This is a genomic window from Epibacterium sp. ABZ3_068 (genome assembly GCF_056159265.1).
Map to the genome: position 1 here is coordinate 2,417,406 of NZ_JBSWUV010000001.1, position 25,196 is coordinate 2,442,601.

General features: G+C 57.1%; 19 protein-coding genes. 13 read left to right on the forward strand and 6 right to left on the reverse strand.

The window, feature by feature from the left end; all coding sequences use genetic code 11:
* Positions 1 to 103: 103 nt before the first annotated feature.
* The 3 genes from ACXAEW_RS11570 to gloB all read right to left on the reverse strand — a co-directional run bounded on the left by ACXAEW_RS11570 (position 104) and on the right by gloB (position 4,378).
* The gene (locus tag ACXAEW_RS11570; RefSeq protein ID WP_474941452.1) at positions 104 to 1,075 is read right to left on the reverse strand and encodes a M23 family metallopeptidase; all 972 of its coding nucleotides are present in this window, start codon (positions 1,073 to 1,075) and stop codon (positions 104 to 106) included.
* 4 nt (positions 1,076 to 1,079) lie between these two features.
* A complete protein-coding gene (gene clpA, locus ACXAEW_RS11575; protein ID WP_474941453.1) occupies positions 1,080 to 3,410 on the reverse strand; it encodes an ATP-dependent Clp protease ATP-binding subunit ClpA in 2,331 nt (776 codons plus the stop codon).
* 194 nt (positions 3,411 to 3,604) lie between these two features.
* The gene (gene gloB, locus ACXAEW_RS11580) at positions 3,605 to 4,378 is read right to left on the reverse strand and encodes a hydroxyacylglutathione hydrolase (protein ID WP_474941454.1); all 774 of its coding nucleotides are present in this window, start codon (positions 4,376 to 4,378) and stop codon (positions 3,605 to 3,607) included.
* Positions 4,379 to 4,433: 55 nt separating this feature from the next.
* Between gloB and ACXAEW_RS11585 the strand changes: the two genes are divergently transcribed.
* The 11 genes from ACXAEW_RS11585 (at position 4,434) to ACXAEW_RS11635 (ending at position 17,619) form a co-directional block, all read left to right on the forward strand.
* On the forward strand, positions 4,434 to 5,198 hold the full coding sequence (locus ACXAEW_RS11585; protein WP_474941455.1) for a class I SAM-dependent methyltransferase: 765 nt from the start codon (positions 4,434 to 4,436) through the stop codon (positions 5,196 to 5,198).
* A 347-nt stretch (positions 5,199 to 5,545) separates the two neighbouring features.
* On the forward strand, positions 5,546 to 6,106 hold the full coding sequence (locus tag ACXAEW_RS11590) for a F0F1 ATP synthase subunit delta (RefSeq protein ID WP_474941456.1): 561 nt from the start codon (positions 5,546 to 5,548) through the stop codon (positions 6,104 to 6,106).
* Positions 6,107 to 7,648, forward strand: coding sequence for a F0F1 ATP synthase subunit alpha (gene atpA / locus ACXAEW_RS11595; protein ID WP_474941457.1), 1,542 nt, complete (start codon positions 6,107 to 6,109; stop codon positions 7,646 to 7,648).
* A gap of 14 nt (positions 7,649 to 7,662) precedes the next feature.
* Positions 7,663 to 8,538, forward strand: a complete 876-nt coding sequence (locus ACXAEW_RS11600; protein ID WP_474941458.1) for a F0F1 ATP synthase subunit gamma — start codon at positions 7,663 to 7,665, stop codon at positions 8,536 to 8,538.
* A gap of 21 nt (positions 8,539 to 8,559) precedes the next feature.
* A complete protein-coding gene (gene atpD, locus ACXAEW_RS11605) occupies positions 8,560 to 9,984 on the forward strand; it encodes a F0F1 ATP synthase subunit beta (protein WP_474941459.1) in 1,425 nt (474 codons plus the stop codon).
* 11 nt (positions 9,985 to 9,995) lie between these two features.
* The gene (locus ACXAEW_RS11610) at positions 9,996 to 10,406 is read left to right on the forward strand and encodes a F0F1 ATP synthase subunit epsilon (RefSeq protein WP_474941460.1); all 411 of its coding nucleotides are present in this window, start codon (positions 9,996 to 9,998) and stop codon (positions 10,404 to 10,406) included.
* Positions 10,407 to 10,779: 373 nt separating this feature from the next.
* The gene (locus ACXAEW_RS11615) at positions 10,780 to 12,846 is read left to right on the forward strand and encodes a methyl-accepting chemotaxis protein (RefSeq protein WP_474941461.1); all 2,067 of its coding nucleotides are present in this window, start codon (positions 10,780 to 10,782) and stop codon (positions 12,844 to 12,846) included.
* Positions 12,847 to 13,027: 181 nt separating this feature from the next.
* On the forward strand, positions 13,028 to 14,518 hold the full coding sequence (hisS, locus tag ACXAEW_RS11620; protein ID WP_474941462.1) for a histidine--tRNA ligase: 1,491 nt from the start codon (positions 13,028 to 13,030) through the stop codon (positions 14,516 to 14,518).
* A 2-nt stretch (positions 14,519 to 14,520) separates the two neighbouring features.
* Positions 14,521 to 15,609, forward strand: coding sequence for an ATP phosphoribosyltransferase regulatory subunit (locus ACXAEW_RS11625; RefSeq protein WP_474941463.1), 1,089 nt, complete (start codon positions 14,521 to 14,523; stop codon positions 15,607 to 15,609).
* On the forward strand, positions 15,606 to 16,298 hold the full coding sequence (hisG, locus tag ACXAEW_RS11630; RefSeq protein WP_474941464.1) for an ATP phosphoribosyltransferase: 693 nt from the start codon (positions 15,606 to 15,608) through the stop codon (positions 16,296 to 16,298). Before ACXAEW_RS11625 ends, hisG begins: the two co-directional genes overlap by 4 nt.
* Before the next feature lie 202 nt (positions 16,299 to 16,500).
* Positions 16,501 to 17,619: a cystathionine gamma-lyase gene (locus ACXAEW_RS11635; protein WP_474941465.1), complete on the forward strand. Its 1,119-nt coding sequence runs from the start codon at positions 16,501 to 16,503 to the stop codon at positions 17,617 to 17,619.
* A 16-nt stretch (positions 17,620 to 17,635) separates the two neighbouring features.
* Here ACXAEW_RS11635 and ACXAEW_RS11640 read toward each other — a convergent pair whose 3' ends face one another.
* The gene (locus tag ACXAEW_RS11640) at positions 17,636 to 18,067 is read right to left on the reverse strand and encodes a DUF1489 family protein (protein WP_474941466.1); all 432 of its coding nucleotides are present in this window, start codon (positions 18,065 to 18,067) and stop codon (positions 17,636 to 17,638) included.
* Between the two features lie 188 nt (positions 18,068 to 18,255).
* Between ACXAEW_RS11640 and ACXAEW_RS11645 the strand changes: the two genes are divergently transcribed.
* A complete protein-coding gene (locus tag ACXAEW_RS11645; protein WP_474941467.1) occupies positions 18,256 to 20,541 on the forward strand; it encodes an adenosylcobalamin-dependent ribonucleoside-diphosphate reductase in 2,286 nt (761 codons plus the stop codon).
* A 123-nt stretch (positions 20,542 to 20,664) separates the two neighbouring features.
* Here the strand turns inward: ACXAEW_RS11645 and ACXAEW_RS11650 are convergent, their stop codons facing one another.
* Positions 20,665 to 22,146, reverse strand: coding sequence for a TniQ family protein (locus tag ACXAEW_RS11650; RefSeq protein ID WP_474941468.1), 1,482 nt, complete (start codon positions 22,144 to 22,146; stop codon positions 20,665 to 20,667).
* A gap of 1,646 nt (positions 22,147 to 23,792) precedes the next feature.
* On the opposite strand from ACXAEW_RS11650, the gene ACXAEW_RS11655 reads away from it, so the two are divergent.
* Complete coding sequence (locus ACXAEW_RS11655; protein ID WP_474941469.1) at positions 23,793 to 24,422, forward strand: LysE family translocator; 630 nt, start codon at positions 23,793 to 23,795, stop codon at positions 24,420 to 24,422.
* Between the two features lie 426 nt (positions 24,423 to 24,848).
* On the opposite strand, the gene ACXAEW_RS11660 is transcribed toward ACXAEW_RS11655, so the two are convergent.
* Positions 24,849 to 24,998: a TraM recognition domain-containing protein gene (locus tag ACXAEW_RS11660; RefSeq protein ID WP_474941470.1), complete on the reverse strand. Its 150-nt coding sequence runs from the start codon at positions 24,996 to 24,998 to the stop codon at positions 24,849 to 24,851.
* Positions 24,999 to 25,196: the final 198 nt, after the last annotated feature.

Genomic DNA, 25,196 nt, shown 5'->3' on the forward strand with positions numbered 1-25,196 from the left:
GGGTAGGGGGCAGGGCTCCCGCCCATTGCGTGCAACCTCCTGACGGAGGCTGCGCATCGGTTGGGCGTGGCCTTGCTCTGACGAGCAAGGCAGGCGCGATCTTCTATTGCACGGAAATCGTTGCGGAGGTTTGGTCGATCACTGTTCCAGCGCGCAGGAGCCTGGCGGTGCCTATGTAGTTACCACGCGGCCAGCTGTCGGTGCGCAGCCGCTTGCCTGCGGCGCGGTAATACTGTGCCTGTGGTTTGGGCAGCTCTTCGATGTGTGACACAAACTCCCCGCCATCAGGCGCTGTTATCACAAGCTCGATCTGGTCGCCGAGGCGACCGCCAAAAGCGTAGCCCCAGAAGACCAGAGCCGGGGAAGTTGCTGTGAGCCGGTCCTGCGCTGCGGTGCCTTGGCGAATGGCATCATAGTCGGGTACGGAGGCGCTGAAACCGGAAGCGAGAAAGCCGCCTGGTTCATATGCAATAACGTCAGACCAAAGCGTTTCAGATGGCGGCGCACATGTCGCTTCGACACCCGAAGGCGCAAATGGATCCACAACCGTACCGTTGTGGCGGACCGAGATGTGCAGATGAGGGAACTGTGTCTGGCCGGACAGGCCGATTTCACCAAGGGGTGTGCCCGCCGAAACCTCTTGTCCCGGTTGGACCAAAACGGATCCCTGTTTCATGTGGCAGTATTGGGTTTCCCAGCCGTCCGCGTGTTTCAGCACCACGCCATTGCCGCACTCGCGGCCCTGGACCTGTGCGGCGGTCTCTTCGCTAAACCTTGCGTCAGGCATGGAATTTCGCAGGCCCGCCACAGTGCCCGGTGCTGCCGCGAGGATTGTAACACCGGCCTCCATCTCTGCCCGTGTTGGCAGGGCAATGTCGGTGCCTTTGTGGCCGTCATAGGAAAGTCCCTGGCACAGGAAGTCCTGCGCGCCGGGGCCTGTGTCGTGGTCCACGTATTGCTGGATGTGGCAGGTGTCACCCAAGGTGCACTCCACGGGCCAGTCCAACGAGAAATCACTCGCCTCCAGGGGGGAGGCGAGCGCTATTGCGCAGGCAAGCGCCCATGCCTGTTTCATCAGATCAATCCGCGGTCAACAGCGGAGGTTTTTTGCCGGAAATACGTGGCTTGTCAGGGCCTTCGATACGCAGATCCAGCTTACCGTCCTTGATCCCAACTTTGACCAATCCACCCTTGGTCAACTTGCCGAACAGAAGCTCCTCGGCCAAAGGCTTTTTGATGTGTTCCTGGATCACGCGGCCCAATGGGCGCGCTCCCATTTTTTCATCATAGCCTTTGTCGGCGAGCCATTCGGCAGCTGGTCGTGTCAGTTCAATCGAAACGTCGCGGTCCATCAGCTGTGCTTCGAGCTGAAGGACGAATTTCTCGACCACCTGCAGAATCACCTCTTTCGGGAGGGCACCGAAGGAGATCACCGCATCCAGACGGTTGCGGAATTCCGGCGTAAAGGTGCGTTCGATCGCGGCGGTATCTTCGCCTTCTCGACGATCACGACCAAAGCCCACTGCTGATTTCGCCATATCGGCGGCACCGGCGTTGGAGGTCATGATTAGCACCACATTGCGGAAGTTCACCGTGCGGCCGTTGTGATCGGTCAGCTGACCATTGTCCATCACCTGCAGCAGGATGTTGAAGACGTCCGGGTGCGCTTTCTCGATCTCATCCAGAAGCAGAACACAATGTGGGTGCTGGTCGACGCCGTCGGTCAAAAGCCCGCCCTGATCAAAGCCGACATAGCCCGGAGGTGCGCCAATCAGACGGGAGACCGCGTGTTTCTCCATATATTCGGACATGTCAAAGCGCAGAAGTTCTACGCCCAGCTGATCCGCGAGCTGCTTGGCAACTTCGGTCTTACCAACGCCCGTGGGGCCCGCAAACAGATAGTTGCCGATTGGTTTTTCCGGCTCGCGCAGGCCAGCACGGGCCAGTTTGATGGCGCTGGAGAGCGCATCAATGGCATCGTTTTGGCCAAAGACCACCCGTTTTAGGCTCTTTTCCAGATCTTTCAGAACTTCGGCGTCATCCTTGGAGACGCTTTTAGGAGGAATGCGCGCGATCTTGGCCACAACGGCTTCGACCTCTTTTACGCCAATTGTTTTGCGGCGTTTGCTTTCCGGCACCAGATGCTGGGCTGCTCCGGCTTCGTCGATCACGTCGATCGCTTTGTCCGGCAGCTTGCGGTCGTTGATATAACGCGACGACAGCTCTACGGCGGATTTGATCGCTTCCGAGGTGAACTTGATCGAGTGATGTTCTTCGAAATAGGGTTTCAACCCTTTCAGAATTGCAATCGAATCCTCCACCGAAGGCTCGTTCACGTCGATTTTCTGGAAACGACGGGACAAGGCGCGGTCTTTTTCGAAGTGCTGGCGGAACTCTTTATATGTGGTGGATCCCATGGTGCGCAGTTTGCCGCCCTGAAGCGCAGGCTTCAGAAGGTTTGACGCATCCATCGCGCCGCCTGAGGTTGCGCCCGCGCCGATCACGGTGTGGATTTCGTCGATGAACAGCACCGCGTCCGGGTGGTCTTCAAGCTCGGTCACCACCGCTTTGAGGCGCTCTTCAAAGTCACCACGATACCGCGTGCCTGCCAGAAGTGCCCCCATATCAAGGGAGTAAATGGTGGCTGCAGCGAGAACTTCGGGCACTTCGCCCTGAACAATCTTGCGCGCGAGGCCTTCGGCAATGGCGGTTTTGCCAACGCCGGGATCGCCTACCAGCAGTGGGTTGTTCTTGCGACGGCGGCACAGAACCTGAATGCAACGCTCCACCTCGTGAGAGCGGCCGATCAGCGGATCGATGTCACCGTCACGAGATTTTTCATTGAGATCGACGCAGTATTTCGCCAGCGCGCTCTCTTTTTTGTCACCGCTATCGGTCGGTTGTGCCTGCTGGCTGGTTTCCTCATAGTCCTCGGATCCGCTGACCGAGCGGCTTTCACCGAAGGCTGGATCCTTGGCTACGCCATGGGCAATGAAATTCACCGCGTCGTAGCGGGTCATTTCCTGATCTTGCAGGAAATACGCCGCGTCGCTTTCGCGTTCGGCAAAGATGGCAACCAGAACATTGGCACCGGTCACTTCGGTTCGTCCGGAGGACTGTACGTGAATGGCTGCGCGCTGGATGACCCGTTGGAAGGCCGCGGTTGGCACCGCTTCGGAGCCTTCGACACTGGTCACCAGATTGGCCAGCTCCTCGTCGACAAACTCAAGCAGGGCGCTTCGCAATTCACTTAGGTCGACGCTACAGGCCTGCATGACACGGGCGGCGTCGGGCTCGTCCGTTAAGGCCAGAAGCAAATGTTCCAGGGTTGCAAATTCGTGACGACGCTCATTCGCCAGCGCGAGCGCTGCGTGAATGGCCTGTTCAAGCGTGTTCGAGAATGAAGGCACGGGCGTGCTCCTCTGTCTTGGGTTGCTGGTTCCTGGGTCGTTGCAGTGCCTTCTGGCATCTATTAACCGCGGATCCCTCGTACAACCTTGTCTCCATATTATTAGAGTTTGGTTGATCTGGCGGCAGCTTCAAGAGGTTTCTCACATTTTATGGTCACAAAACGTTAGGAAACTGAGTGCCAGAACCTCCGGGCTTAGAAATTATCCTTTCGTCGCCGAATCTCGGTGAACACGGCGAGGGCGTTTTGATCTTTCATGCCAACTGCCGATTTTACTGAGGGCGCGGAGGCTCTCAGAAACGGGTTGGTGGCAAGTTCGAGTGCCAGTGAAGATGGCACCGTTGGCTGGTCCTTGGCGCGGGCTGCATCAATGTCAGCGACGCGTTGAATCAGGGCCGGGTTATCTGCTTCGATTGTCAGGGCAAATTTTGCATTGGCTTGTGTATATTCATGCCCTGAATACACAATAGTCTCTTCTGGCAGGCTGGCAAGAGCGCACAGACTGTTCCATGCCTGTTTCGCGGTGCCTTCAAACAAACGACCACAGCCTAGGGCCATCAGGCTGTCAGCCGTGAAGACCGCGTTTGAGGCCGGGAAGTGAAAGGCAATATGCCCCACGGTGTGGCCTGAGACATCCAAAACGTGCATGTCTTCGCCGAGGATCGAAACCACCTCGCCATCGACAAGTTTTTGGTCCAGTGCAGGCAGGCGGTGGGCGTCCGCAGCCGCGCCGATCACTTTGCTGCGATACCGTGCTTTCAACGCATCAACAGCGTCGATGTGGTCGAAATGGTGATGGGTGATCAGGATGTAATCCAGTGACCAGCCACGTGCGTCCAGCGCAGATTCTATGGGGGAAGCTTCCGGGGCATCCACCAAAGCGGTTTCGCCTGTTTCGTCATTGTGCAACAAAAAGGCGTAATTATCAGTGCGACAGGGCAGGGTTACGATTTCCAGGGGCATGGTCATTCGTCTCAGGATTGCTAAACTAAGCCCAGTTTGGCCAAAGGAGCGCGCGGCTGCAATGTATCTGGACGTTCAAGATTTGAGGAACTTCTATTATCGCAGCAAACTCGGTCGCGCCGCACAGGCGTCGATCCGTGCGCGATTGATGGAATTGTGGCCAGATGCTGAAGGTGAAACGATCGCAGGGTTTGGGTTTGCAGCCCCTTTGTTGCGCCCATACCTCACGTCGGCGCGTCGCGTGGTGGCCTTGATGCCCGGGCCGCAGGGGGTGATGCAGTGGCCCGCCGGTCAGCCCAATGTTTCGGTGCTGTGCGAAGAAACGATGTGGCCGCTTGAAACAGGGCATGTGGACCGGTTGGTGGTCATGCATGGTCTTGAAACCTCGGAGCGGCCGACCCGGTTGCTGGATGAATGCTGGCGGGTGCTTGGCCCCGGAGGGCGCGCGGTGTTTATCGTGCCAAACCGTGCAGGTCTTTGGGTGCGGTCTGACCGCACGCCGTTTGGATTTGGGCGGCCCTACACCTTGGGTCAGCTGGAAAGCCAGCTGCGCAGCCATCAGTTTGAAATCGAAAGCCATTTCGCGTCGTTGTATCTGCCGCCGAGCGAACAACGGTTCTGGTTGCGTTCAGGGCGTTTGTTTGAGCGGTTCGGCCGCAAGCTTCCAACCGTTTTGGCAGGCGGCGTTTTTATGGTGGAAGTGCGGAAGCAAAACTACCCGCAGTCGGGAAATCGGATCAAATCTGAAACGCCAAGCCGCATTCGTGTGCTTGAAGGATTATCAAATCCGATACCGGAGCCCGCCTGGAAGGCCGGGCAGGGGTAGACAAAGGTCGTAGTTCGCTGATTCCCGGAATGCGTGAGAAAAAGACAGCTTTTTACGATCACCGCACAGTTTTCGGGCGTGTTAGCGAGAGCAGTTCACGAAAAATGTCGACTCGCAGAGATCTTTTTCAAGGATAATTCTTGGGTAAAAGCGTCGCAGTTTTACTAACTCATTGAAAATACGTGCATCGCCGAAATGAAATAAGAATTTAAGGCAGTTGATAGGTTGGTAACGCTCTGCTACATCCACGCTGATTTTGATGCCCTGCAACACCGGGGTGCTCACTCACGCCCCCGGACGCGCGCTTTATGCCTGCCAACCGGGGCCTAAATATCGGAAGGGTGGACGTGTCCGAACCAGCTTCGATTTCCGCAGGCATTGCCGCGCGCTATGCAACCGCGATCTTTGAGATCGCGGAAGAGAGCAAGTCTCTCGACAGTCTTGAAACCAGCATCAACGACCTGGCCACCGCATTGGCCGACAGCCAAGACCTGTCGGATCTGATCAACTCCCCGGTCGTTTCCCGTGATGAACAAGGGGCCGCAATCACTGCGGTCGCTGACAAGATGGGAATTGATCCCACTGTTCGCAATACCCTGGCGTTAATGGCCGAAAAACGCCGCTTGTTTGTGCTGCCTGCGCTGATCCAGGCCTTGCGTGCACGTCTGGCGGAGGCCCGCAGTGAAGTCACCGCCGAAGTGATCTCGGCCAAGGCGCTGACAAAAGCCCAAAGCGACAAACTGGCGAAGACGCTGGCCGATCGCGTGGGTAAGAAAGTTACCATCGATGCAAGTGTCGACAAAGACATCATCGGCGGTCTCGTCGTTAAAGTGGGCTCGAAGATGATCGATAGCTCGATCCGCTCCAAGCTCAACTCCCTACAGAATGCAATGAAAGAGGTCGGATAAATGGGTATCCAAGCTGCAGAGATTTCTGCGATCCTGAAAGACCAAATCAAGAATTTTGGTCAAGAAGCAGAGGTGGCCGAAATCGGTCGCGTGCTGTCCGTCGGTGACGGTATTGCACGTGTATACGGTCTGGATAACGTCCAAGCCGGCGAGATGGTCGAATTCCCGGGCGGGATCATGGGCATGGCCCTGAACCTGGAAGCTGACAACGTTGGTGTTGTTATCTTCGGGTCCGACCGCGACATCAAAGAAGGTGACACTGTAAAGCGCACCAAATCCATCGTGGACGTTCCGATCGGTGACGGTCTGCTGGGCCGCGTTGTTGACGGTCTGGGTAACCCGCTGGACGGCAAAGGTCCGATCGTTTCGGAAAAGCGTGGCGTTGCAGACGTCAAAGCGCCTGGCATCATCCCGCGTAAATCGGTTCACGAGCCGATGGCAACCGGGCTGAAATCCGTTGACGCGATGATCCCGATCGGCCGTGGCCAGCGTGAGCTGATCATTGGTGACCGTCAGACCGGTAAAACTGCCGTTGCTCTGGACGCGATCCTGAACCAGAAAGTTTACAACGAAGCCGCAGGCGACGATGAGTACAAGAAACTGTACTGCGTTTACGTTGCTGTTGGTCAGAAACGCTCGACTGTTGCGCAGCTGGTTAAAAAGCTCGAAGAAACCGGTGCGATGGAATATTCCATCGTTGTGGCCGCAACCGCGTCCGACCCGGCACCGATGCAGTTCCTGGCGCCTTATGCGGCGACCGCAATGGCCGAGCACTTCCGTGACAATGGCCGCCACGCGCTGATCATCTATGATGATCTGTCCAAGCAAGCGGTTGCCTATCGTCAGATGTCCCTGCTGCTGCGCCGCCCGCCGGGCCGTGAAGCCTATCCTGGTGACGTTTTCTACCTCCACTCCCGCCTGCTGGAGCGTTCTGCGAAGCTGAACGAAGACTTCGGTGCTGGCTCGCTGACCGCGCTGCCGATCATCGAAACCCAAGGTGGCGACGTTTCCGCGTTTATTCCGACCAACGTGATCTCGATCACCGACGGTCAGATCTTCCTGGAAACCGAACTGTTCTACCAAGGTATCCGTCCTGCTGTGAACACCGGTCTGTCGGTTTCGCGTGTGGGCTCCTCGGCTCAGACTGATGCGATGTCTTCGGTTGCCGGTCCGGTGAAACTGTCGCTGGCTCAGTACCGCGAGATGGCTGCGTTTGCTCAGTTCGGGTCCGACCTTGACGCCGCAACCCAGCAGCTGCTGAACCGTGGTGCACGTCTGACCGAGCTGATGAAACAGCCGCAGTACGCGCCGCTGACCAACGCAGAAATCGTTTGCGTCATCTTTGCAGGTACCAACGGTTACCTGGACAAAGTCGACGTCAAGGACGTAGGCCGTTTTGAAGCAGAGCTTCTGACCTTCCTGCGCGCCAAAAAGGCGGATTTCCTGGACTGGATCCAAACCGAAGATCCGAAGTTCAAGAAGGGCGAGCCCGTTGAAAAGATGAAGGCTGTTCTCGACGAATTCGCAGCTGACTTCGCATAAGGAGAGAGTAGGACATGCCTTCTCTCAAGGACCTTAAAAACCGGATCCAGAGTGTGAAAAACACTCGGAAGATCACAAAAGCCATGCAAATGGTGGCCGCGGCGAAACTTCGCCGCGCCCAAGAAGCTGCTGAAGACGCACGTCCCTATGCCAAGCGGTTCAACGCCGTGATGTCGGGGTTGGCGGCTTCGGTCGGCGGCAGCGATACCGCGCCCAAATTGATTGCGGGCACCGGCAGCGATCAGGTTCATCTCCTGGTCGTTCTGACGGCGGAGCGCGGCCTCTGTGGCGGCTTCAACTCCAACATCGCGAAACTTGCGCGTCAAAAGGCGAATGAGCTGAAAGCCGAAGGCAAAACCGTGAAGATGCTCACGGTTGGCAAAAAAGGCCGCGACGCTCTGAAACGCGATTTCGAAGACCTGTTTGTTGGTCACGTGGACCTGACCGGCCTGAAATCGGTTGGCTACGCCAATGCGCAGGGCATCGCAAAAGACGTGCTTGAACGGTTTGATGCCGGGGAATTCGACGTTGCAACGATCTTCTACTCGGAGTTTGTGAACGTTGTGACCCAGATCCCGACCGCGCAGCAGATCATCCCGGCCTCTTATGAGGCGAGCGAAGACGAAGGTCTTTCGGCCGAATATGACTACGAGCCCAGCGAAGAGGCCATTCTGGCCGATCTGCTGCCGCGTGGTGTGGCCACTCAGATCTTCTCGGCGCTTCTGGAAAACGGCGCATCTGAACAGGGCGCGCGGATGAGTGCGATGGACAACGCAACGCGGAACGCTGGCGAAATGATCGACAAGCTGACAATCGAGTACAACCGCTCGCGTCAGGCTGTGATCACCAGCGAACTGATTGAAATCATTTCGGGCGCTGAGGCGCTCTAAGAGACAACCGGAGACCATAAAATGGCAAATGCAAAAGGTAAGGTGACCCAGATCATCGGCGCCGTTGTAGACGTCCAGTTCGACGACCAACTGCCCGCGATCCTGAACGCCATCACCACCGACAACAACGGTAAGAAACTGGTTCTGGAAGTTGCCCAGCACCTGGGTGAAAACACCGTTCGTACCATCGCTATGGACGCGACCGAAGGTCTGGTTCGTGGCCAGGAAGTTGTCGACACCGGCGCACCGATCACCATTCCTGTTGGGAACGCGACCCTGGGTCGTATTCTGAACGTTGTGGGTGAGCCCGTGGACGAGGGCGCGCCGATTAACGCGACCGAGACCCGCGCGATCCACCAGGAAGCGCCTGAGTTCAAGGAACAGTCGACTGAATCCGAAGTCCTCGTGACCGGCATCAAAGTTATCGACCTGCTGGCGCCTTACGCCAAGGGTGGTAAAATTGGTCTGTTCGGCGGTGCGGGCGTTGGTAAGACCGTTCTGATCATGGAACTGATCAACAACATCGCAAAGGTGCACTCGGGCTACTCCGTGTTCGCCGGTGTTGGCGAGCGGACCCGTGAAGGGAACGACCTCTATCACGAGATGATCGAATCCAACGTTATCAAACCTGATAACCTGGAAGAGAGCCAAGTGGCACTGGTCTACGGCCAGATGAACGAACCTCCGGGTGCGCGTGCCCGTGTTGCTCTGACTGGTCTGACCCTGGCGGAACAGTTCCGTGACCAATCCGGTACCGACGTTCTGTTCTTCGTCGACAACATCTTCCGCTTTACCCAAGCGGGCTCCGAGGTTTCGGCTCTGCTCGGCCGTATTCCTTCGGCGGTGGGCTACCAGCCGACACTGGCAACCGACATGGGTGCGATGCAGGAACGTATTACCTCGACCAAGAACGGATCGATCACCTCGATCCAAGCTGTTTACGTTCCCGCGGATGACCTTACCGACCCGGCGCCTGCGACAACCTTTGCTCACTTGGACGCGACAACCGTTCTGAACCGTGCGATCTCCGAGCTGGGTATCTACCCGGCGGTTGACCCGCTCGACTCGTCCTCTCGTCTGATGGACCCGCAGATCGTTGGTGAAGAGCACTACAAAGTGGCATCCGACGTTCAGCAGATCCTGCAACGCTACAAGTCGCTGCAAGACATCATCGCGATCCTCGGCATGGACGAACTGTCCGAAGAGGATAAGCTGACCGTTGCGCGTGCCCGTAAGATCCAGCGTTTCCTGTCGCAGCCGTTTGACGTTGCAAAAGTCTTCACCGGTTCTGACGGTGTTCAAGTTCAGCTGGAAGACACCATCTCGTCGTTCAAAGCGGTTGTTGCTGGCGAATACGACCACCTCCCCGAAGGCGCCTTCTACATGGTTGGCGGCATCGATGAAGTGCTCGCAAAAGCCGAAAAAATGGCTGCTGAAGCGGCCTAAGGAGTATCCCGATGGCTGACACCATGCAATTTAACCTCGTAAGCCCCGAGCGAAGCCTAGCTTCGCTCCAGGCGAGCGCGGTTGTGATCCCTGGCGCGGAAGGCGACATGACGGCAATGCCGATGCATACGCCGACCATCACCACACTGCGCCCGGGTCTCCTGAAGGTCGAAAGCCCGGAAGGAAACTCGGAATATGTGGTCACAGGCGGTTTCGCGGAAATCGGCGTAGAGGGCCTGTCGGTCCTTGCCGAAAAAGCGATCCTGACTTCTGAGCTGACCCGTGAGCAACTGGATGCCTTTATCGAAGAGGCACGTGCAGCGCATAAGGAAGCGGTAGACAACGAACAGCACGACCTCGTCAGTGACGCGGCAAAACTGTTGGCAGATATGGAAGCCCTGGGCACCCACATCGGCCTCTGACGCGCTCAGATCCAAGATCAAAAACACGATTCGGCTCCCATGTTTTGGGGGCCGTTTTTTTTGGCAATAAGATGAATTTTTAATGCATCATAAAATTGGACTTCCCAATCTAATGTTCTGTTATTTAATTGCTTTTCGATCCTTTAACTGAGTTTAAAGATCTTATTTTTACGATGCGAAGATACCGTTTCAAAATTTGAATTACGGTTTTGCAACTGTTTGCGCATGGGTTGTGCCCTCGGAAAATGGATTTGGACGGAACCACCAGGTCCAGAATTTCCGTTGGCAAAAGAGCTCGCCGCGACTTTGCGCAGGTACTCGCATTGGCGAGTGCGTAACGATTGATTTGAAGTTTCAACAGGGGATGTTGAATATGACACTACGAAATTTCGTGCGATTGTTGATCGCGGTGCCAGCGATGGCGTTATTGTTTGTCGGCGGGCTCAAGATTTATGGTGACTTTCGGGAATATCTGGACGCGCGTGAAACCGTTCACACGACCCATGAGGCTCTGATAATTGCGGACCTCGTGCACTATTTGCAGGTCGAACGGGGACAAAGCGTTGGCTACCTGAAAAGCGGAGATGCGGAATTTAAGGAAAACCTATCAAAGGCACGGACCAAGGTAGATGAGGACATAAACCTCGTTCATGATCTGGCCAAAGGGATCCTAAAAGACCACCTGAACCTTGCCGAAATAAGGGACAAGATCGATAGCCGTGCCATAGAAGGGCGCGATGTCAAGCTGGCCTATTCAAAGGCGATTGCGGCTTTGCTGGATGAAGCTGCGCTGGAGTTGTTGCACCAACAGGACCCGGAGCTTGTAAGTATTTCATCGGGTGTTGTCGCGCTTGATCTGGCGAAGGAAGCGGCGGCCAAGCAGCGGTCAGCGGGATCCGCGGTTTTTTCCGAAGGGGGTGGTACCCTGAAGGATTACCACGATTTTGTCGCTTATGGTGCCGCCGAGTTTGAGCAGCTGCACTGGGCCCAGTCCGTCCTTAGCGAGTATATTCCCGGGCTAAACCTAAAGGAGCACGCTATTGAAATCGGGCTGAAGGACATCATCGATAAGGTTGATGGCGAAGGACCGGCGGTACAACGCAGCTATATGACCGCATCTGAGTGGTTCAGTCTTTCGACGCAGTGGATCGACTATATGCACAAGATCGAAGAAGACATGGCCGCTGTGCTGACCGGCAAAGCTGTGACCTCCAGAAATAGCGCTTTGACCGGTGTGATCATTGACTGTGTGCTGATTCTGGCGTCCGGCCTTGTGTGTCTGGGTCTTGGTGCCCGTTTGCTGAAGACCTTCAACGAACAGATGAGCACCGTGCAGCAAGATCTGGACCGTTTGGCGCACAAGGAGTTTGATTTCGTCCCTGCATATGTCGAAGCGCAGACCGAGATGGGCCAGCTCAGCCGGTCGATGGATCAGACCCGCATCGCGCTGCAGGACGCCGAGAATATTCTCGCAGAGAAGGAAGCCGCACGCAAACTGGTGATTACTGAACTCGACAGTCACCTGGGACGCATGGCTGACCGGGATCTCGATTGCACAATCGTAAAGGCGTTCCCGGCGGAATATGAAACTTTGCGCGAAAGCTTTAACGCAACAGTGCTGACCCTGGGCGAGTCGCTGACGCAGGTTGTGCAGGCCTCTGCCAGCATTCAAAGCGGTGCATCCGAAGTGAGCCAGGCCGCTGATGATCTGTCCCACCGGACCGAAAGCCAGGCCGCAACGCTGGAAGAAACCGCAGCAGCGCTGGAGCAGCTGGGCGAGTCTGTAACGTCTTCGGCTGAGGGCGCACGCCGGGTTGAAGGCATCATGGGGGAGGCCCGCAAGGAAGCTGAAAACAGCGGTGTCGTTGTGCAGAACGCGGTCAGTGCGATGAACGAGATTGAGCAGTCCTCTGACCAGATCGTAAAGATCATTGGCGTTATCGACGATATCACTTTCCAAACCAACCTGTTGGCCTTGAACGCCGGTGTCGAAGCGGCGCGGGCCGGGGAAGCAGGCCGTGGGTTTGCGGTTGTGGCCTCCGAGGTCCGAGCGCTTGCGCAGCGTTCGGCAGAAGCGGCAACCGAGATCAAGCAGTTGATTGGCGAAAGTTCGCGTCAGGTTCGCCAAGGTGTTGATCTGGTTGGCCGGGCAGGAGATGCGCTCACCAATATCGTGGTGCAGGTCAACCATATCTCGCAGCTGGTGTCTGACATTGCCACAGGGGCATCTGAACAGTCGACCGGTCTGAAAGAGATCAATATGGGCGTAACCCAGTTGGACCAAGTCACCCAGCAAAACGCGGCAATGGTCGAAGAGACCACAGCGGCCGGCCATATGCTGGCATCGGATGCGTCCAATCTTGCGCAGATGGTTCAGAGCTTCCAGCTGCCGTCCGAGGGGAGCGGCGCGACCTCGGTCGCGATGGGTCGCGCGGCCTGAACAGGCCATCGAAACCGGTGAAAGAACCGCCGCCCGCGTCTGGATATCAGCTGCGGGCGGCTGTCTTTGGAGGTGCGGCGGACACCTGAAGGGCGAAACCGTGTCAGCTCCTCCTTGCCGCGCGGGGGCGCATGGGCTATTCCGCCGGTCGTAACATAACGACACCTGCGAGGAGGCCACTATGGCCAAAGCCAAGAAACAGCCCCGCCCCACGGCGCAGACGCCCAAGGGGTTCCGTGACTATTTTGGTGAAGAGGTGACCCAACGCACAGAGATGCTGCGGGCCGTTGCGGGTGTCTACCATCATTACGGGTTTGATGCGCTCGAGAGTTCGGCCGTGGAAACAGTCGAAGCCTTGGGCAAGTTCCTGCCGGATGTGGATCGCCCCAATGCGGGTGTGTTTGCCTGGCAAGAAGCGGATGAGGGGGACAAGGGCGACTGGATGGCCCTGCGCTATGATCTCACCGCGCCGCTCGCGCGCGTCTATGCCCAGTTCCGCAATGATCTGCCGTCGCCCTATCGTCGCTATGCAATGGGACCGGTCTGGCGCAACGAAAAGCCGGGACCGGGGCGCTATCGCCAGTTCTATCAGTGTGATGCCGATACGGTTGGCACCGCGTCCATGGCGGCCGATGCCGAGATCTGCATGATGTTGTCGGACACGCTGGAAACCGTTGGGATTCCACGTGGCGATTATCTGGTGCGCGTGAACAACCGCAAGGTTCTGAATGGTGTGTTGGAGGCCATGGGCCTTGCTGAGGATGATCCCAAACGGGACGACGTGCTGCGGACAATCGACAAATTCGACAAGGTGGGCGAGGCCGGCGTGCGCGAGCTTTTGACCAAGGGGCGTTTGGACGCTTCGGGTGCCTTTATCGACGGTGTCGGGCTGGGCGAAGCGCAGGCCGATCCGGTGATCGCCTTTTTGACGTCCAAAGCGGATGACGTGGCAGGCACCATGGCAAATCTGCGCAACGCCGTGGGCGACAGCAAGGTTGGCCAAGATGGTATCGCGGAACTGGAACAGATCGGCGACCTGTTGGCCGCCTCGCAATATGGCGCGGATCGTGTGTTGATTGATCCCTCCATTGTACGCGGCCTTGGCTATTATACCGGTCCGGTGTTTGAGGCAGAGCTGACCTTTGAAATCCTGGATGAGAAAGGGCGCAAACGTCAGTTTGGCTCGGTCTCTGGTGGTGGGCGCTATGACGGCCTGGTCAAACGCTTCACTGGACAGGAAGTGCCTGCGGTGGGGGTGTCGATTGGCGTGGACCGTCTGCTGGCCGCCCTGCGCGAAAAGGGACGTCTGGCCGCGACGCCAACCGGCCCTGTTGTGGTGACCGTGATGGACCGCGACCGCATGGCTGATTATCAAGCCATGGTTGCGGAATTGCGCCATGCGGGGATCCGGGCCGAGGTTTACCTGGGTAACCCCAAGAACTTTGGCAATCAGCTGAAATACGCGGATAAACGCAACTCGCCCATTGCGGTGATCGAAGGCGGCGACGAAAAGGCGCAAGGGATCATCCAGATCAAGGATTTGATCCTTGGGGCCAAAATCGCAGAAAACGCCACTTTGGAAGAGTGGAAAGAACGCCCAAGCCAGTTCACCGTGCAACGCGCAGAGCTGGTCGCAAAAGTGCGTGAAATCCTCGATAGTCAGGACCAGTGACCATGGCGAACCCTACTGATGTATTGACCCGCGCCAAACGGCTGCGGATGGATTTTGAGGCGGCAGGCGCCCAGGTGGTCGATCCGCCGATTCTGCAATCCGCGGAAACCCTGCTGGACCTATATGGTGAGGACATCCGGGCCCGCGCTTATGTGACCTCCGACGCTTTGCGTGGGGAGCAGATGCTGCGCCCGGACTTCACCGTGCCGGTGGTTGAGATGCACATGCGTCAGGGCGCAGAGCCTGCGCGCTATACCTATGCCGGTGAAGTCTTCCGCCGTCAGGAACATGACCCGGACCGATCAAACGAATATGTGCAGGTCGGCTATGAGGTCTTTGATCGTGAGAACCCAGCGGCTGCAGATGCAGAGGTCTTTGCGTTGATCTCAATGCAGATGCGCAACCTACCTGTCCGGGCGGCCTGCGGAGACATCGGCATTCTGATGGCGGCGGTACAGGGGCTCAAGACCTCCGAACTGCGCAAGGCGGCATTGCTGCGCCACCTCTGGCGCCCACGCCGGTTCAAAGCTCTGTTGGATCGCTTTGCCGGGCGTGTGCCGATGAGCGATCATCGCAAGAAGCTCCTGTCAACCGAGGGGCCGCTGTCGGGCTCAGCGCCTCTGATCGGCAAACGCCGGGTTTCCGATATTGATGCACGCGTAGAGGCATTGCGCGCGGATGCGGCTCTTGAGCCAATTGCCGAGAATGAGATCCTGGCCTTGGAAACACTTCTCGCCGTGCGTGAGACAATCCCCTTTGCGGTTGAACATCTGCGGGATGTCGCGGTGGATCTGCCGCAGATCTCTCCGGCGCTGGATCGTCTGGATGTGCGGGTGGCTGCATTGCGCGCGCGTGGCATTGATGTGGAAAATCTCGATTTCGAGGCGTCTTATGGCCGCACGTCAATGGAATATTATGACGGCTTTGTGTTTGGCTTTTATGCGAACCAACGTCCCGATCTGCCAGCCATCGCCACCGGCGGGCGCTATGATGCGCTGACCCGCCGCTTGGGTCAGGGGAGCGAGATCCCCGCTGTTGGTGGCGTGTTGCGCCCCGACCTGATGTTGCTGCTTGAGGAGGACGTACAATGAGCCTGAAACTGGGCGTGCCGTCCAAAGGGCGGCTGATGGAAAAGACCTTTGATTGGTTTGCCAAACGCGGGCTGACCTTGACGCGGATTGGGTCGGATCGCGAGTATGCCGGGCGCGTGGACGGGATCGACGGTGTCGAACTTGTGCTCTTGTCCGCCGGTGAGGTGCCGCGCGAACTGGCTGCGGGTCGCATTCATCTTGGCGTTACGGGTACAGATCTGGTGCAGGAAAAATTGCCGCGCTGGGAGCAGCAGGTTGAAGAGATGGCACCGCTTGGCTTTGGTCACGCGGATCTGATCCTGGCGGTTCCTCAGTTCTGGATCGATGTGGATGGTCTGGATGACCTGGATGCAGTGGCGGCGCGGTTCCGTGCAGACAATGGCCATCGCCTGCGGATCGCGACCAAATACCATCGCCTGGTCCGGGAATTCCTGACAGATGCCGGTGTCGCGGATTACCAGCTGGTGGATAGCCAGGGAGCCACCGAGGGGACGGTCAAAAACGAGACCGCCGAGATGATTGCGGATATCACATCCACGGGTGAGACATTGCGCGCGAACCACCTGAAGGTTCTGAACGAGGGGCTGGTCTTGAATTCGCAGGCCACCCTGTGGCGCAGCCGGACTGCAAAATACGAGCCCGAGGACAAGGCGATCCTGAATAGGCTACGCGACATGTTGCAGGGCTGATCCTGCGCCGCAAATGCCGCGCCCGCGCGTCAGCGCGGGCCACGCCCAACGCGAAGCCGGGCATTTCAATGCCCAATTTCGGGGCGGGAGCCCATCCTAAGCCCAGGGCGGACCGGTCAGGATTGTATCAAGCGATCTGGATTTCTTGCTATTTCCAGACCACTCTGGCTCCTAATGTGGCAAACCACAAGGGAGCCGCTCCATGCCTCAGACACCTCAGACACAGCCGGTGCATTTCGGCGCGCTGTTGCATAAACGCGGGCAGGGGTTGGAAAAAGGCACACCGATTGCGCCGCCGATCTCCACCGCGTCGATGTTCCATCTGCCGGGGGATCCGGATGGCTCGGATTTTTATGGGCGGGCCAGCAATCCGACATGGGGGGTAGCCGAAGCCATGCTTGCAGCTCTGGAAGCCGCGCCTGTTTGCCTCTTTCCCTCTGGAATGGCTGCGATTTCGGCAGCGTTCTTTGCGACCGCCCGCGCCGGGATGCGTGTTCTACTGCCTTCTGACGGCTACTATGCCACTCGCAAGCTGGCCGAAGCGTACCTTGCAAAGTTCAATGTAACCATCGAGGAACGCCCCACCGCTGATTTTACATCGGGTGGTTTTGACGGCTACGATCTGGTGTTTCTGGAAACACCGTCAAACCCCGGTCTGGATATGGTGGATATCGCTGAAGTTGCAGCACGGGTGCGCGCGGCGGGTGGGATCACCATTGCCGACAACACAACCCTGACGCCGCTGGGGCAGCGTCCTCTGGATCTGGGGGTGGATATCACCGTTTCCTCTGACACCAAATCGATGGGCGGGCATTCGGACCTCCTGGCAGGCCATGTGGCCAGTCGCAATCCGGACCTGATGGCGGCGGTGGAAAACTGGCGCTTGCTCTCGGGGGCGATCCCGGGTGCCCATACGGCCTGGTTGTTGCACCGGGGGCTCGAGACGTTGGAGGTCCGCTATGACAGGATGTGTACAACGGCTGAGGTTATTGCAGCCCGGCTGGCAGAGCAGGGCGCGGTTCTGCACCTGCGCTATCCGGGATTGCCGCAGGACCCGTCACACAATCTGGCCAAGACCCAATGCGCGCGGTTTGGGTTCCTGATCGGTCTAACCCTCAAGGACGAAGCAGCGGCCGAGGCTTTTATCAATACGTGCCCGCTGATCCGCCCTGCAACGTCCTTTGGCGGGGTGCACAGCTCTGCAGAACGCCGCGCCCGCTGGGGCGACGCTGTTGCACCGGGCTTCATACGCCTGTCAATTGGTGTGGAGCCAGTGGAGGAACTTTGGGCTGCGCTGCAGGCGGCCTTGCCCAAGGCGTGACGTGATCGGGGCGTGATCAGATCACGCCGATCTCTGCCAGCGCCTGTGACAGTTCCGGTGGTAGCGGCTCTTCTTCTTTGCGCGCCCCGTTCAGATCGGCGGGGCTGTCCTCTGCTTTCAGATACCGCCAGCCCTGAAAGGGGCGTTTCTGTGCGGTTTGGGTCAGATGGATTTCCGGATCAAGCACAATGGCGCAGCGGCGGATTTCATCTTCTCCCATGACCTCTTCCAGGCGCAGGATGCGCTGGCGACATTGGATCTGTCCTTTGATCACCCAGAATATGGATCCGCCATTGAGGATCTCCGCCTCGCGTTTGGGCCACATACGGGTTACATGGCGGGGCAGGCCATCGGGCCAGCGTGTTGAATGGGCCACCTGCCAGGCGGCCAGTGTTTCTACGCTTTCGCTGCCCACCGAGAGCTTTACCAGATTGACGGTCTTATCCACAGCTTCCCCACAGAGTCGTCCCAAGGTTCGACCTTATATTGTAGTTTGGCGTTTGGTGGAGACAAGGTCTTGTGGTATGATCTTTAATAAAATCTAAACCGTGTGCATTTTCCACGTTGAGATTTTTGTGAAGACTGTAGTATCGACGCCGTCACCAAACCTGCCCGCTGATTCATAGGAACTGCTGAATGACCCGCTTTGCTGCCCCCATCGCCGAACAAATCTGGGATATGAAATACCGCTTTAAGGATGCGGATGGCAGTCCCATCGATGTAACGGTCGAAGATACGTGGCGGCGCATTGCCCGCGATCTTGCGCGTGCCGAGGCAGACCCGGATGCCTGGGAAGAGAAATTCTATGATGCGCTGGAGGACTTTAAATACCTGCCAGCAGGGCGGATTACCGCCGGTGCAGGGACCGCGCGTCAGGTGACCCTGTTCAACTGCTTTGTGATGGGCACCGTGCCCGACAGCATGGGCGGTATTTTCGACATGCTGAAGGAAGCCGCTCTGACCATGCAGCAGGGCGGGGGCATCGGCTACGACTTCTCGACCATTCGCCCCCGTGGCGCAGATGTGAAGGGTGTGGCAGCAGACGCATCCGGCCCACTGTCCTTCATGGATGTCTGGGACGCCATGTGCCGCACCATCATGTCTGCAGGCTCGCGCCGTGGTGCAATGATGGCCACCATGCGCTGCGACCACCCTGATATCGAACAGTTCATCACCGCCAAATCCGACCCGGCGCGTTTGCGCATGTTCAATATGTCGGTGCTGGTCACTGATGACTTTATGGAAGCGGTCAAGGCCGATGGTTCGTGGGAGCTGAATTTTGGCGGTAAGGTCTACCACACCGTTGAAGCGCGCGATCTGTGGAACAAGATCATGCAGGCGACTTATGACTATGCCGAGCCGGGCGTGATCTTTATCGACCGGATCAACAAGGCAAACAACCTCAACTACGTTGAAAACATCTGCGCAACCAACCCCTGTGGTGAACAGCCGCTGCCGCCTTATGGGGCGTGTCTGTTGGGCTCGATCAACATGGCGCGACTGGTTAAGAACCCGTTTGAAAAAGACGCTGAGCTGGACCCTGTCGCGATGCAGGAACTGGTCGCAACGGCCGTTCGGATGATGGACAATGTGGTTGATGTGTCCAAGTTCCCGCTGGAAGCACAGGCCCAAGAAGCCCAAGCAAAACGCCGGATTGGTCTGGGGGTTACCGGCCTTGCCGATGCGCTTTTGATGCTGGGGCTGGAATATGGCACCGACGAAGCGGCGCGTCAGACGGATCAATGGTTGCACGCGATCGCTCGCGCCGCCTATCTGGCGTCGGTGGAATTGGCCAAGGAAAAAGGGGCGTTCCCCTTGTTCGACGCGGAAAAATATCTGGCGTCCGGCAATATGATGAACATGGACGATGATGTCCGCGACGCGATCCGCGAACACGGCATCCGTAACGCGCTGCTGACCTCGATTGCACCCACCGGCACAATTTCGCTGTATGCGGGCAACGTGTCGTCCGGGATCGAGCCGGTTTTTGCCTATGCCTACACCCGCAAGGTGTTGCAGAAAGACGGTAGCCGGACCGAAGAAGAAGTGGTCGATTACGCGGTCAAAATGTTCCGCGAAAAATTTGGCGCGGATGCCGAGCTGCCAAGCTACTTTGTAAACGCCCAGACCCTTGCCCCGGCGGCCCATGTCAAAATGCAGGCAGCGGCGCAGAAATGGATCGACAGTTCGATTTCAAAAACCATCAACTGCCCGGAAGACATTTCGTTTGATGCGTTCAAGGATGTCTATATGCAGGCCTGGGACCAAGGCTGTAAGGGCTGCACGACCTATCGCCCCAACGATGTGACCGGATCGGTTCTATCGGTTTCGGAAAACAGCGAGAAGGCACCTGGGGAAGGGGCTGAGACACCGCAGACGGGCGAGGGGGCAGAGGTCGTCTACATGTCCGAGCCGCTGGACCGTCCGCAAAGCCTGGAGGGATCCACCTATAAGCTGAAGTGGCCCGATTCCGAGCACGCAATCTACCTGACAATCAACGACGTGATTATCGGTGGCCACCGCCGTCCGTTTGAAGTTTTCATCAACTCCAAGAACATGGAGCACTATGCTTGGACTTTGGCACTCACCCGCATGATCTCGGCGGTGTTCCGTCGTGGCGGAGACGTTTCCTTTGTGGTGGAAGAGCTGAAAGCAGTGTTCGACCCGCGCGGTGGGGCCTGGGTTCAAGGCAGATACATCCCGTCGATCCTTGCGGCCATCGGTGGCGTGATCGAGACGCATATGGTGAAGATCGGCTTTATCGAGGGCGAAGGTATGGGGCTGAAATCCGACCCGCAGGCGCAGGTTGTGAACCTGGATCAGCGTCCCGGGAAAGCCTGCCCCTCTTGCGGCGAGTTCACTCTGCAAATGGTCGAAGGCTGCATGACCTGTAGCAGCTGCGGGCACTCTAAGTGCGGGTAATGCCTTAGCTCGGCTGTTGTTGTTCTTACAGCATAACAGTGCCCGTTTTGGGCATAAGCGTGCCAATTGACTGTCAAGGCGTTTCTTGAGTTTAGGGCCGGGTAGGATTTACTCGGCCCTGTTCTATTGTGCTTTGAGAAAGCTGGATACTTCGCCGTGATCGACAAAAAGCGATGCGTATCCAGTATGTTGAGTTGAGCAACCCAGGTGCGCAAATCTGCCCGTCTGTATGGCACGAATGATCGGTGCAGGGCTGATTTTCAGCCTTTGTGCCGATTTGGCGATGTGTACCCAGGGCGCATCTACGTGCTTGAGGCTGCGCGCATGTTCAAAGACCGATGCTAAGAACATCGCGCCGTCTTCCGGATCCCAGATGGTTTTGACGTCGGCGTTGGGCAAGCATGGGCGTAAAACACCATCGCGTACGAGCAAGTTGAATTGTGAGCGGCTCATGTTCAGGCTTGCGGCAAATTCTTTCGCGTCGCAAAGGCGTGAGAATTGGCCCAGTCGCGCGTGCATGTCTTCCGCAGGGAAGACGTCCCAGGTGTCAGCACGCGCGCCTTGGGCGCCTGCGGCGGGCACCACGCCAGCGGCCGCAAGCATTTTTCGCAAGCGGCGAGGATCGATTTTATACGCTTTGGCAGCGGTGCGCACTGAGTGCAGCCGCCGTTTCTTGAGGGAGACCCCAAGGATGTCTTGGCCTGCCTCCAGCGGCCAGGTCGCAGTCATATGGGCGCGAAGGATGTCCCGGTAGACATCGTATTCTGGATCATCCGCAGTGTCATAGGCGAGGCGTTCGTAGAGCTTTGGAAAGACTTTCTTTGCACCGGCTTGCGGACCAAGCGGTAGGTGCTGCAGGCTTTCAAGCGCGCATCTGATCGTCTCGGGTCCGCCGCGTGCAACGTCAAACCCGCGCGCGTATGCGTCGCGTTGATTTTTGATGGGTTTCACACGCCCAATTGCGGTGCCAAGCGCAAAACAAAAGCTGGATGCGGCTTGCAAAGGGTGATTGTCGAGCCAGGTGTTTTGCGAGTTGCCTTCCATCCGGTCCGCTATCCAGAGGTCAAAACGCGATGGCGCAACGGGTTTCAATGTGTTCGTAACGGCCTCAAGCTTCGACCAAGTGTCACGAAAATTCAACGCAGAATCATAGCGTTGTATTGGTTGCGCATGTTCCCAAAGGGGCACCAATGGAGTGCCGTGACGCAAGCAGATCTGCATATGGGGCACCATCCAGGCTCCGCGTAGGGCCAGTTCCAACTCGGGCTGTTTCGGATTGCGAGCGGCGTCTTCTGCCAGACAGCGTAAACAGCCCCGCACCTGGGCAGTTCTCAACGTTTTTGACAGAAACGAATGGCCGCGCAGATCAGTCCGCCTCTCTTCAGTCTTTTGCGGTGACCAAGCCGCAAGCACTTGTGGGTGGGCGCCAGAAAAGTCAGCAATCTTGGCAAGCGTGTTGGTGTCTCCCAAAATGACAGCGGAAAAGGAAAGACCAAGATCCTTACAAAATTCAGTCGCTGTCAAACCATTGGCTGCGGCAAGACGTGAGGTGAACGACGCTAAAGTCTCTCCCTCCTGGTGGGTGCAACAAACAGGCAGTGTCATGGTAGCCTTTGATTTTTGCGCTGAAGCTCGACTGATCAATTATGTATGGGCACATTGCAAGCAACATCCGGTGCAAGACCCTGCGTCTTAAGTCGGTCGCGCCCGACTACCTTGCACTAAAGTTGTCACAAGACGCGCTCCTAGAGCGTAAGACGGCCGCTGACCCCCAAGCGTACATGCTATTTGTAGCCGGATGCTCGAAGCGCGTATTTAGCCGTTGCAGCGAAACGCAGCATGGGCGGAGAGCCGAATTTCTCTGCGATCAGTACGAACGGCAGTTGTGCGCAGATTTCGGGCTTTGCAAAGTCGGCAGATCTGACGACGTGGCAAACGATCTATGCCGCAGACGCGCAAGGAAGAGCGGACCTTTGCCGCAGGTGCAGCCACCAACCATCATCGAACGGAAGGGGTGCGGACAAAGTGAGCTTTCGCTGCTGTTGCGCCAATGTCCTGTTTGCATAGTATCCGGCTAGGTTTTTGGCTAACCATTCCCATTGGTAAACGTTTGATCCCGAAAGATACTAACCCAGTTCTGGTTCGTTTGCCGTCTAACGTCGAGTATTGCCGAGTTTTTCGACGTATTTTGTGATACTAATTCACGACACAGTTTTCTAGGATGGCTTTTTCGACAATCCCTAAACAAAGCCCGCACGATCATTGACTCTGCTTCTCGATCTGCAAGAAACCTCTGAACTCTCACCGAGGCAGGTCTCACGAATTCCGAGGGCAGCGTGAGATCTGCCATCCTAAACATCCAAATTCTATCTGTTTCTGGGGCCAACGGCGTGGAAAGCACAAAGCTGCAACTCGACGCAGAATCCCATACAAAGTATATCCGGTCTCCGGTTGCCTTTTCTCGGTAGCGCAGGTGGTACCGCGGTGTGGCGTTCACCTCCGTGTCATACTGCAGACGTTCACAGGTACGAACCAGTTCCTCGGCACTTGCTGAACTAGAACCAACAGCCGCAGCGGTGGCTAGGGCAACAATCGCGACGCACCGATTGAAAACTCGAAGAATTAAAATCATTACGCCGCCATCCTTGACCAAGTTCTTTTATTGGGGGGGGGACCGATACCCTCGTCAGTACCGTGAAGCATAGCTGACTTTCAAGCATTTTGCAGCATCGATGACTTTGGGCTCAGAGCCGCCTTGCGATGGTGCGGCAGCACTGTTGCAGCAAAACAGCGCTCGATCCTACCCGCCTTATGACGCCAGCCAGCCCTTTTGAGACATTCGCACCATGCGCAGCGCGCACTCCGCTGCAGACGCAAAATTTCAGGGGCGTTTTCCCGGAAGCGGACACTCGGTGAGGCGGTTTGGATATTTCTGATGCCGCAGCCGCACCTCTGTCAGCTCAGCGCAGATTTCGGACTTTGCAAAGTCTAGGGATCTACCATCCGGGCGGCGGTCCAATGCTGCACGAGCAATGGAAAGAACAGGCCTTCGCTGCGCGTGCAGCCGCCAACCAACATCGAACGGAAGAGGTGCCGGACATATCGCCCCTTCTCTGCACTTGCGCGAAGGTCTGTTTTCAAGAAGTCACTGGGTCCCACAGATTATCCGCTCTACTTCAACTCGGACTTTACTTGCGCCTTAGAAGGTATCGGTACATTCTCTTCGTATTAGACGATTTGGAAAGACCGACATGGACCTTACCTACTGGCTGATATTCGCAGGAACCGTCATCGGCGTTTCACTAATTCCCGGCCCCAGCACCTTCATCGCATTTGCTCATGGTGCGACCTACGGATGGTTGCGAAGCTTGGTCACGGCGTGTGGAAACGCATCAGCTTCGACCCTTCAGGCAATTGCAGCATCTGCTGGTCTTGGCTTGATCATCACCAGTTCGGCGCTTCTTTTTGCGATTATCAAATACGCTGGGGCCTTGTACTTGATCTACGTTGGCATCCAGCTTTGGCGGTCCGCCACGCAGCGCGTGGCGTTAGGAACGATGGGAACCGGAGCATCAGAGCACACATTCAAGCTCTTTTCTGGCGGGTTCACCGTTGCTGCTAGCAACCCAAAGGCAATTGCGTTCTTCACGGCACTCTTCCCGCAATTTTTATCCCCGGATGGCAACGGCATTGGTCAGTTGGCCGGAATGGTCTTATTTGTTTGCCTCAGTGCATTCGCAGTCGCAGCGTTTTATGGGTGCCTCGGTGCTTATGTGCGCGGACTGGAATTGTCTCGCTCGTTGATGACCCGAGTATACAAGACAACCGGTGGCCTTTTTGTTGCCAGTGGCTTTGGGTTGGCTGCAGCGCGCAATACCTGACATTTGTCCAGTGTGCAGCATCGGTCAAAGTTGGGCTCTGAGCTGCCTTGCGGCGGCGCGGCAGCACGACTGCAGAAAAACAGCGTTCGATCCTACCCGCCTGATGACGCCAGCCAGCCCAAACTCGACATTCGATCCCGGCGCAGAAAGCCTACGCTGCGGTTGCATGATCCGTACGCCAATTTCCCGGAAGCGGACCTTCAGGCCGGCGCAACTGACCAGGGTAATGCTGCGCTCGGTTCAGATGTCTGCGAAGCGCAGATAGCGACATTTGCAAAGTCTGGGGATCTGCAAGCCGGGCGGCGATCCCATCCTGCACGAGCAATGGAAGGAGCAGACCTTCGCCGCACGTGCAGCCACCAACCATCATCGAACGGAAGGGCGCGGGACAAAGCGCCAATTCGCCGCACTTGCGCCAATGGCTGCTTACGGAAATCCGGACTTCCCAAAAACGGTGGTTTCCTGGCCGATCATCTGGTTCAGCCACTTGGCCGTCTCAAAGTCGTTCACGCCAAAGACTTGTTGCACCCCAGCATTGGCGATGAAGGGGTTCGCCATGTCACCGTAGAGGTCCATGAGTTATCGCGAGGACGGGATAATGCGGAGTACGTTGGACGCACCCACATTTTCCAGGGTGTTCAGAACTTTTTGCTGCACATTATTCGGATAGGATGGTTTGGCACATAGCCTGCGCACTGCCCCCTAGATCTCTAGATTGCAGGCCTTCGCTGCGCTCGGGCTGAACGGGAAAGACGCCGGACTTTGTTACCGTTC

Excerpts from the sequence above, each read along its gene's own strand:
- ACXAEW_RS11570 (WP_474941452.1), bottom strand. The coding sequence starts at position 1,075 with ATGAAACAGGCATGGGCGCTTGCCTGCGCAATAGCGCTCGCCTCCCCC.
- gloB (WP_474941454.1), bottom strand. The coding sequence starts at position 4,378 with ATGACCATGCCCCTGGAAATCGTAACCCTGCCCTGTCGCACTGATAAT.
- ACXAEW_RS11585 (WP_474941455.1), top strand. The coding sequence starts at position 4,434 with ATGTATCTGGACGTTCAAGATTTGAGGAACTTCTATTATCGCAGCAAA.
- atpA (WP_474941457.1), top strand. The coding sequence starts at position 6,107 with ATGGGTATCCAAGCTGCAGAGATTTCTGCGATCCTGAAAGACCAAATC.
- ACXAEW_RS11600 (WP_474941458.1), top strand. The coding sequence starts at position 7,663 with ATGCCTTCTCTCAAGGACCTTAAAAACCGGATCCAGAGTGTGAAAAAC.
- atpD (WP_474941459.1), top strand. The coding sequence starts at position 8,560 with ATGGCAAATGCAAAAGGTAAGGTGACCCAGATCATCGGCGCCGTTGTA.
- ACXAEW_RS11610 (WP_474941460.1), top strand. The coding sequence starts at position 9,996 with ATGGCTGACACCATGCAATTTAACCTCGTAAGCCCCGAGCGAAGCCTA.
- ACXAEW_RS11615 (WP_474941461.1), top strand. The coding sequence starts at position 10,780 with ATGACACTACGAAATTTCGTGCGATTGTTGATCGCGGTGCCAGCGATG.
- hisS (WP_474941462.1), top strand. The coding sequence starts at position 13,028 with ATGGCCAAAGCCAAGAAACAGCCCCGCCCCACGGCGCAGACGCCCAAG.
- ACXAEW_RS11625 (WP_474941463.1), top strand. The coding sequence starts at position 14,521 with ATGGCGAACCCTACTGATGTATTGACCCGCGCCAAACGGCTGCGGATG.
- hisG (WP_474941464.1), top strand. The coding sequence starts at position 15,606 with ATGAGCCTGAAACTGGGCGTGCCGTCCAAAGGGCGGCTGATGGAAAAG.
- ACXAEW_RS11635 (WP_474941465.1), top strand. The coding sequence starts at position 16,501 with ATGCCTCAGACACCTCAGACACAGCCGGTGCATTTCGGCGCGCTGTTG.
- ACXAEW_RS11645 (WP_474941467.1), top strand. The coding sequence starts at position 18,256 with ATGACCCGCTTTGCTGCCCCCATCGCCGAACAAATCTGGGATATGAAA.
- ACXAEW_RS11650 (WP_474941468.1), bottom strand. The coding sequence starts at position 22,146 with ATGACACTGCCTGTTTGTTGCACCCACCAGGAGGGAGAGACTTTAGCG.
- ACXAEW_RS11655 (WP_474941469.1), top strand. The coding sequence starts at position 23,793 with ATGGACCTTACCTACTGGCTGATATTCGCAGGAACCGTCATCGGCGTT.
- ACXAEW_RS11660 (WP_474941470.1), bottom strand. The coding sequence starts at position 24,998 with ATGGACCTCTACGGTGACATGGCGAACCCCTTCATCGCCAATGCTGGG.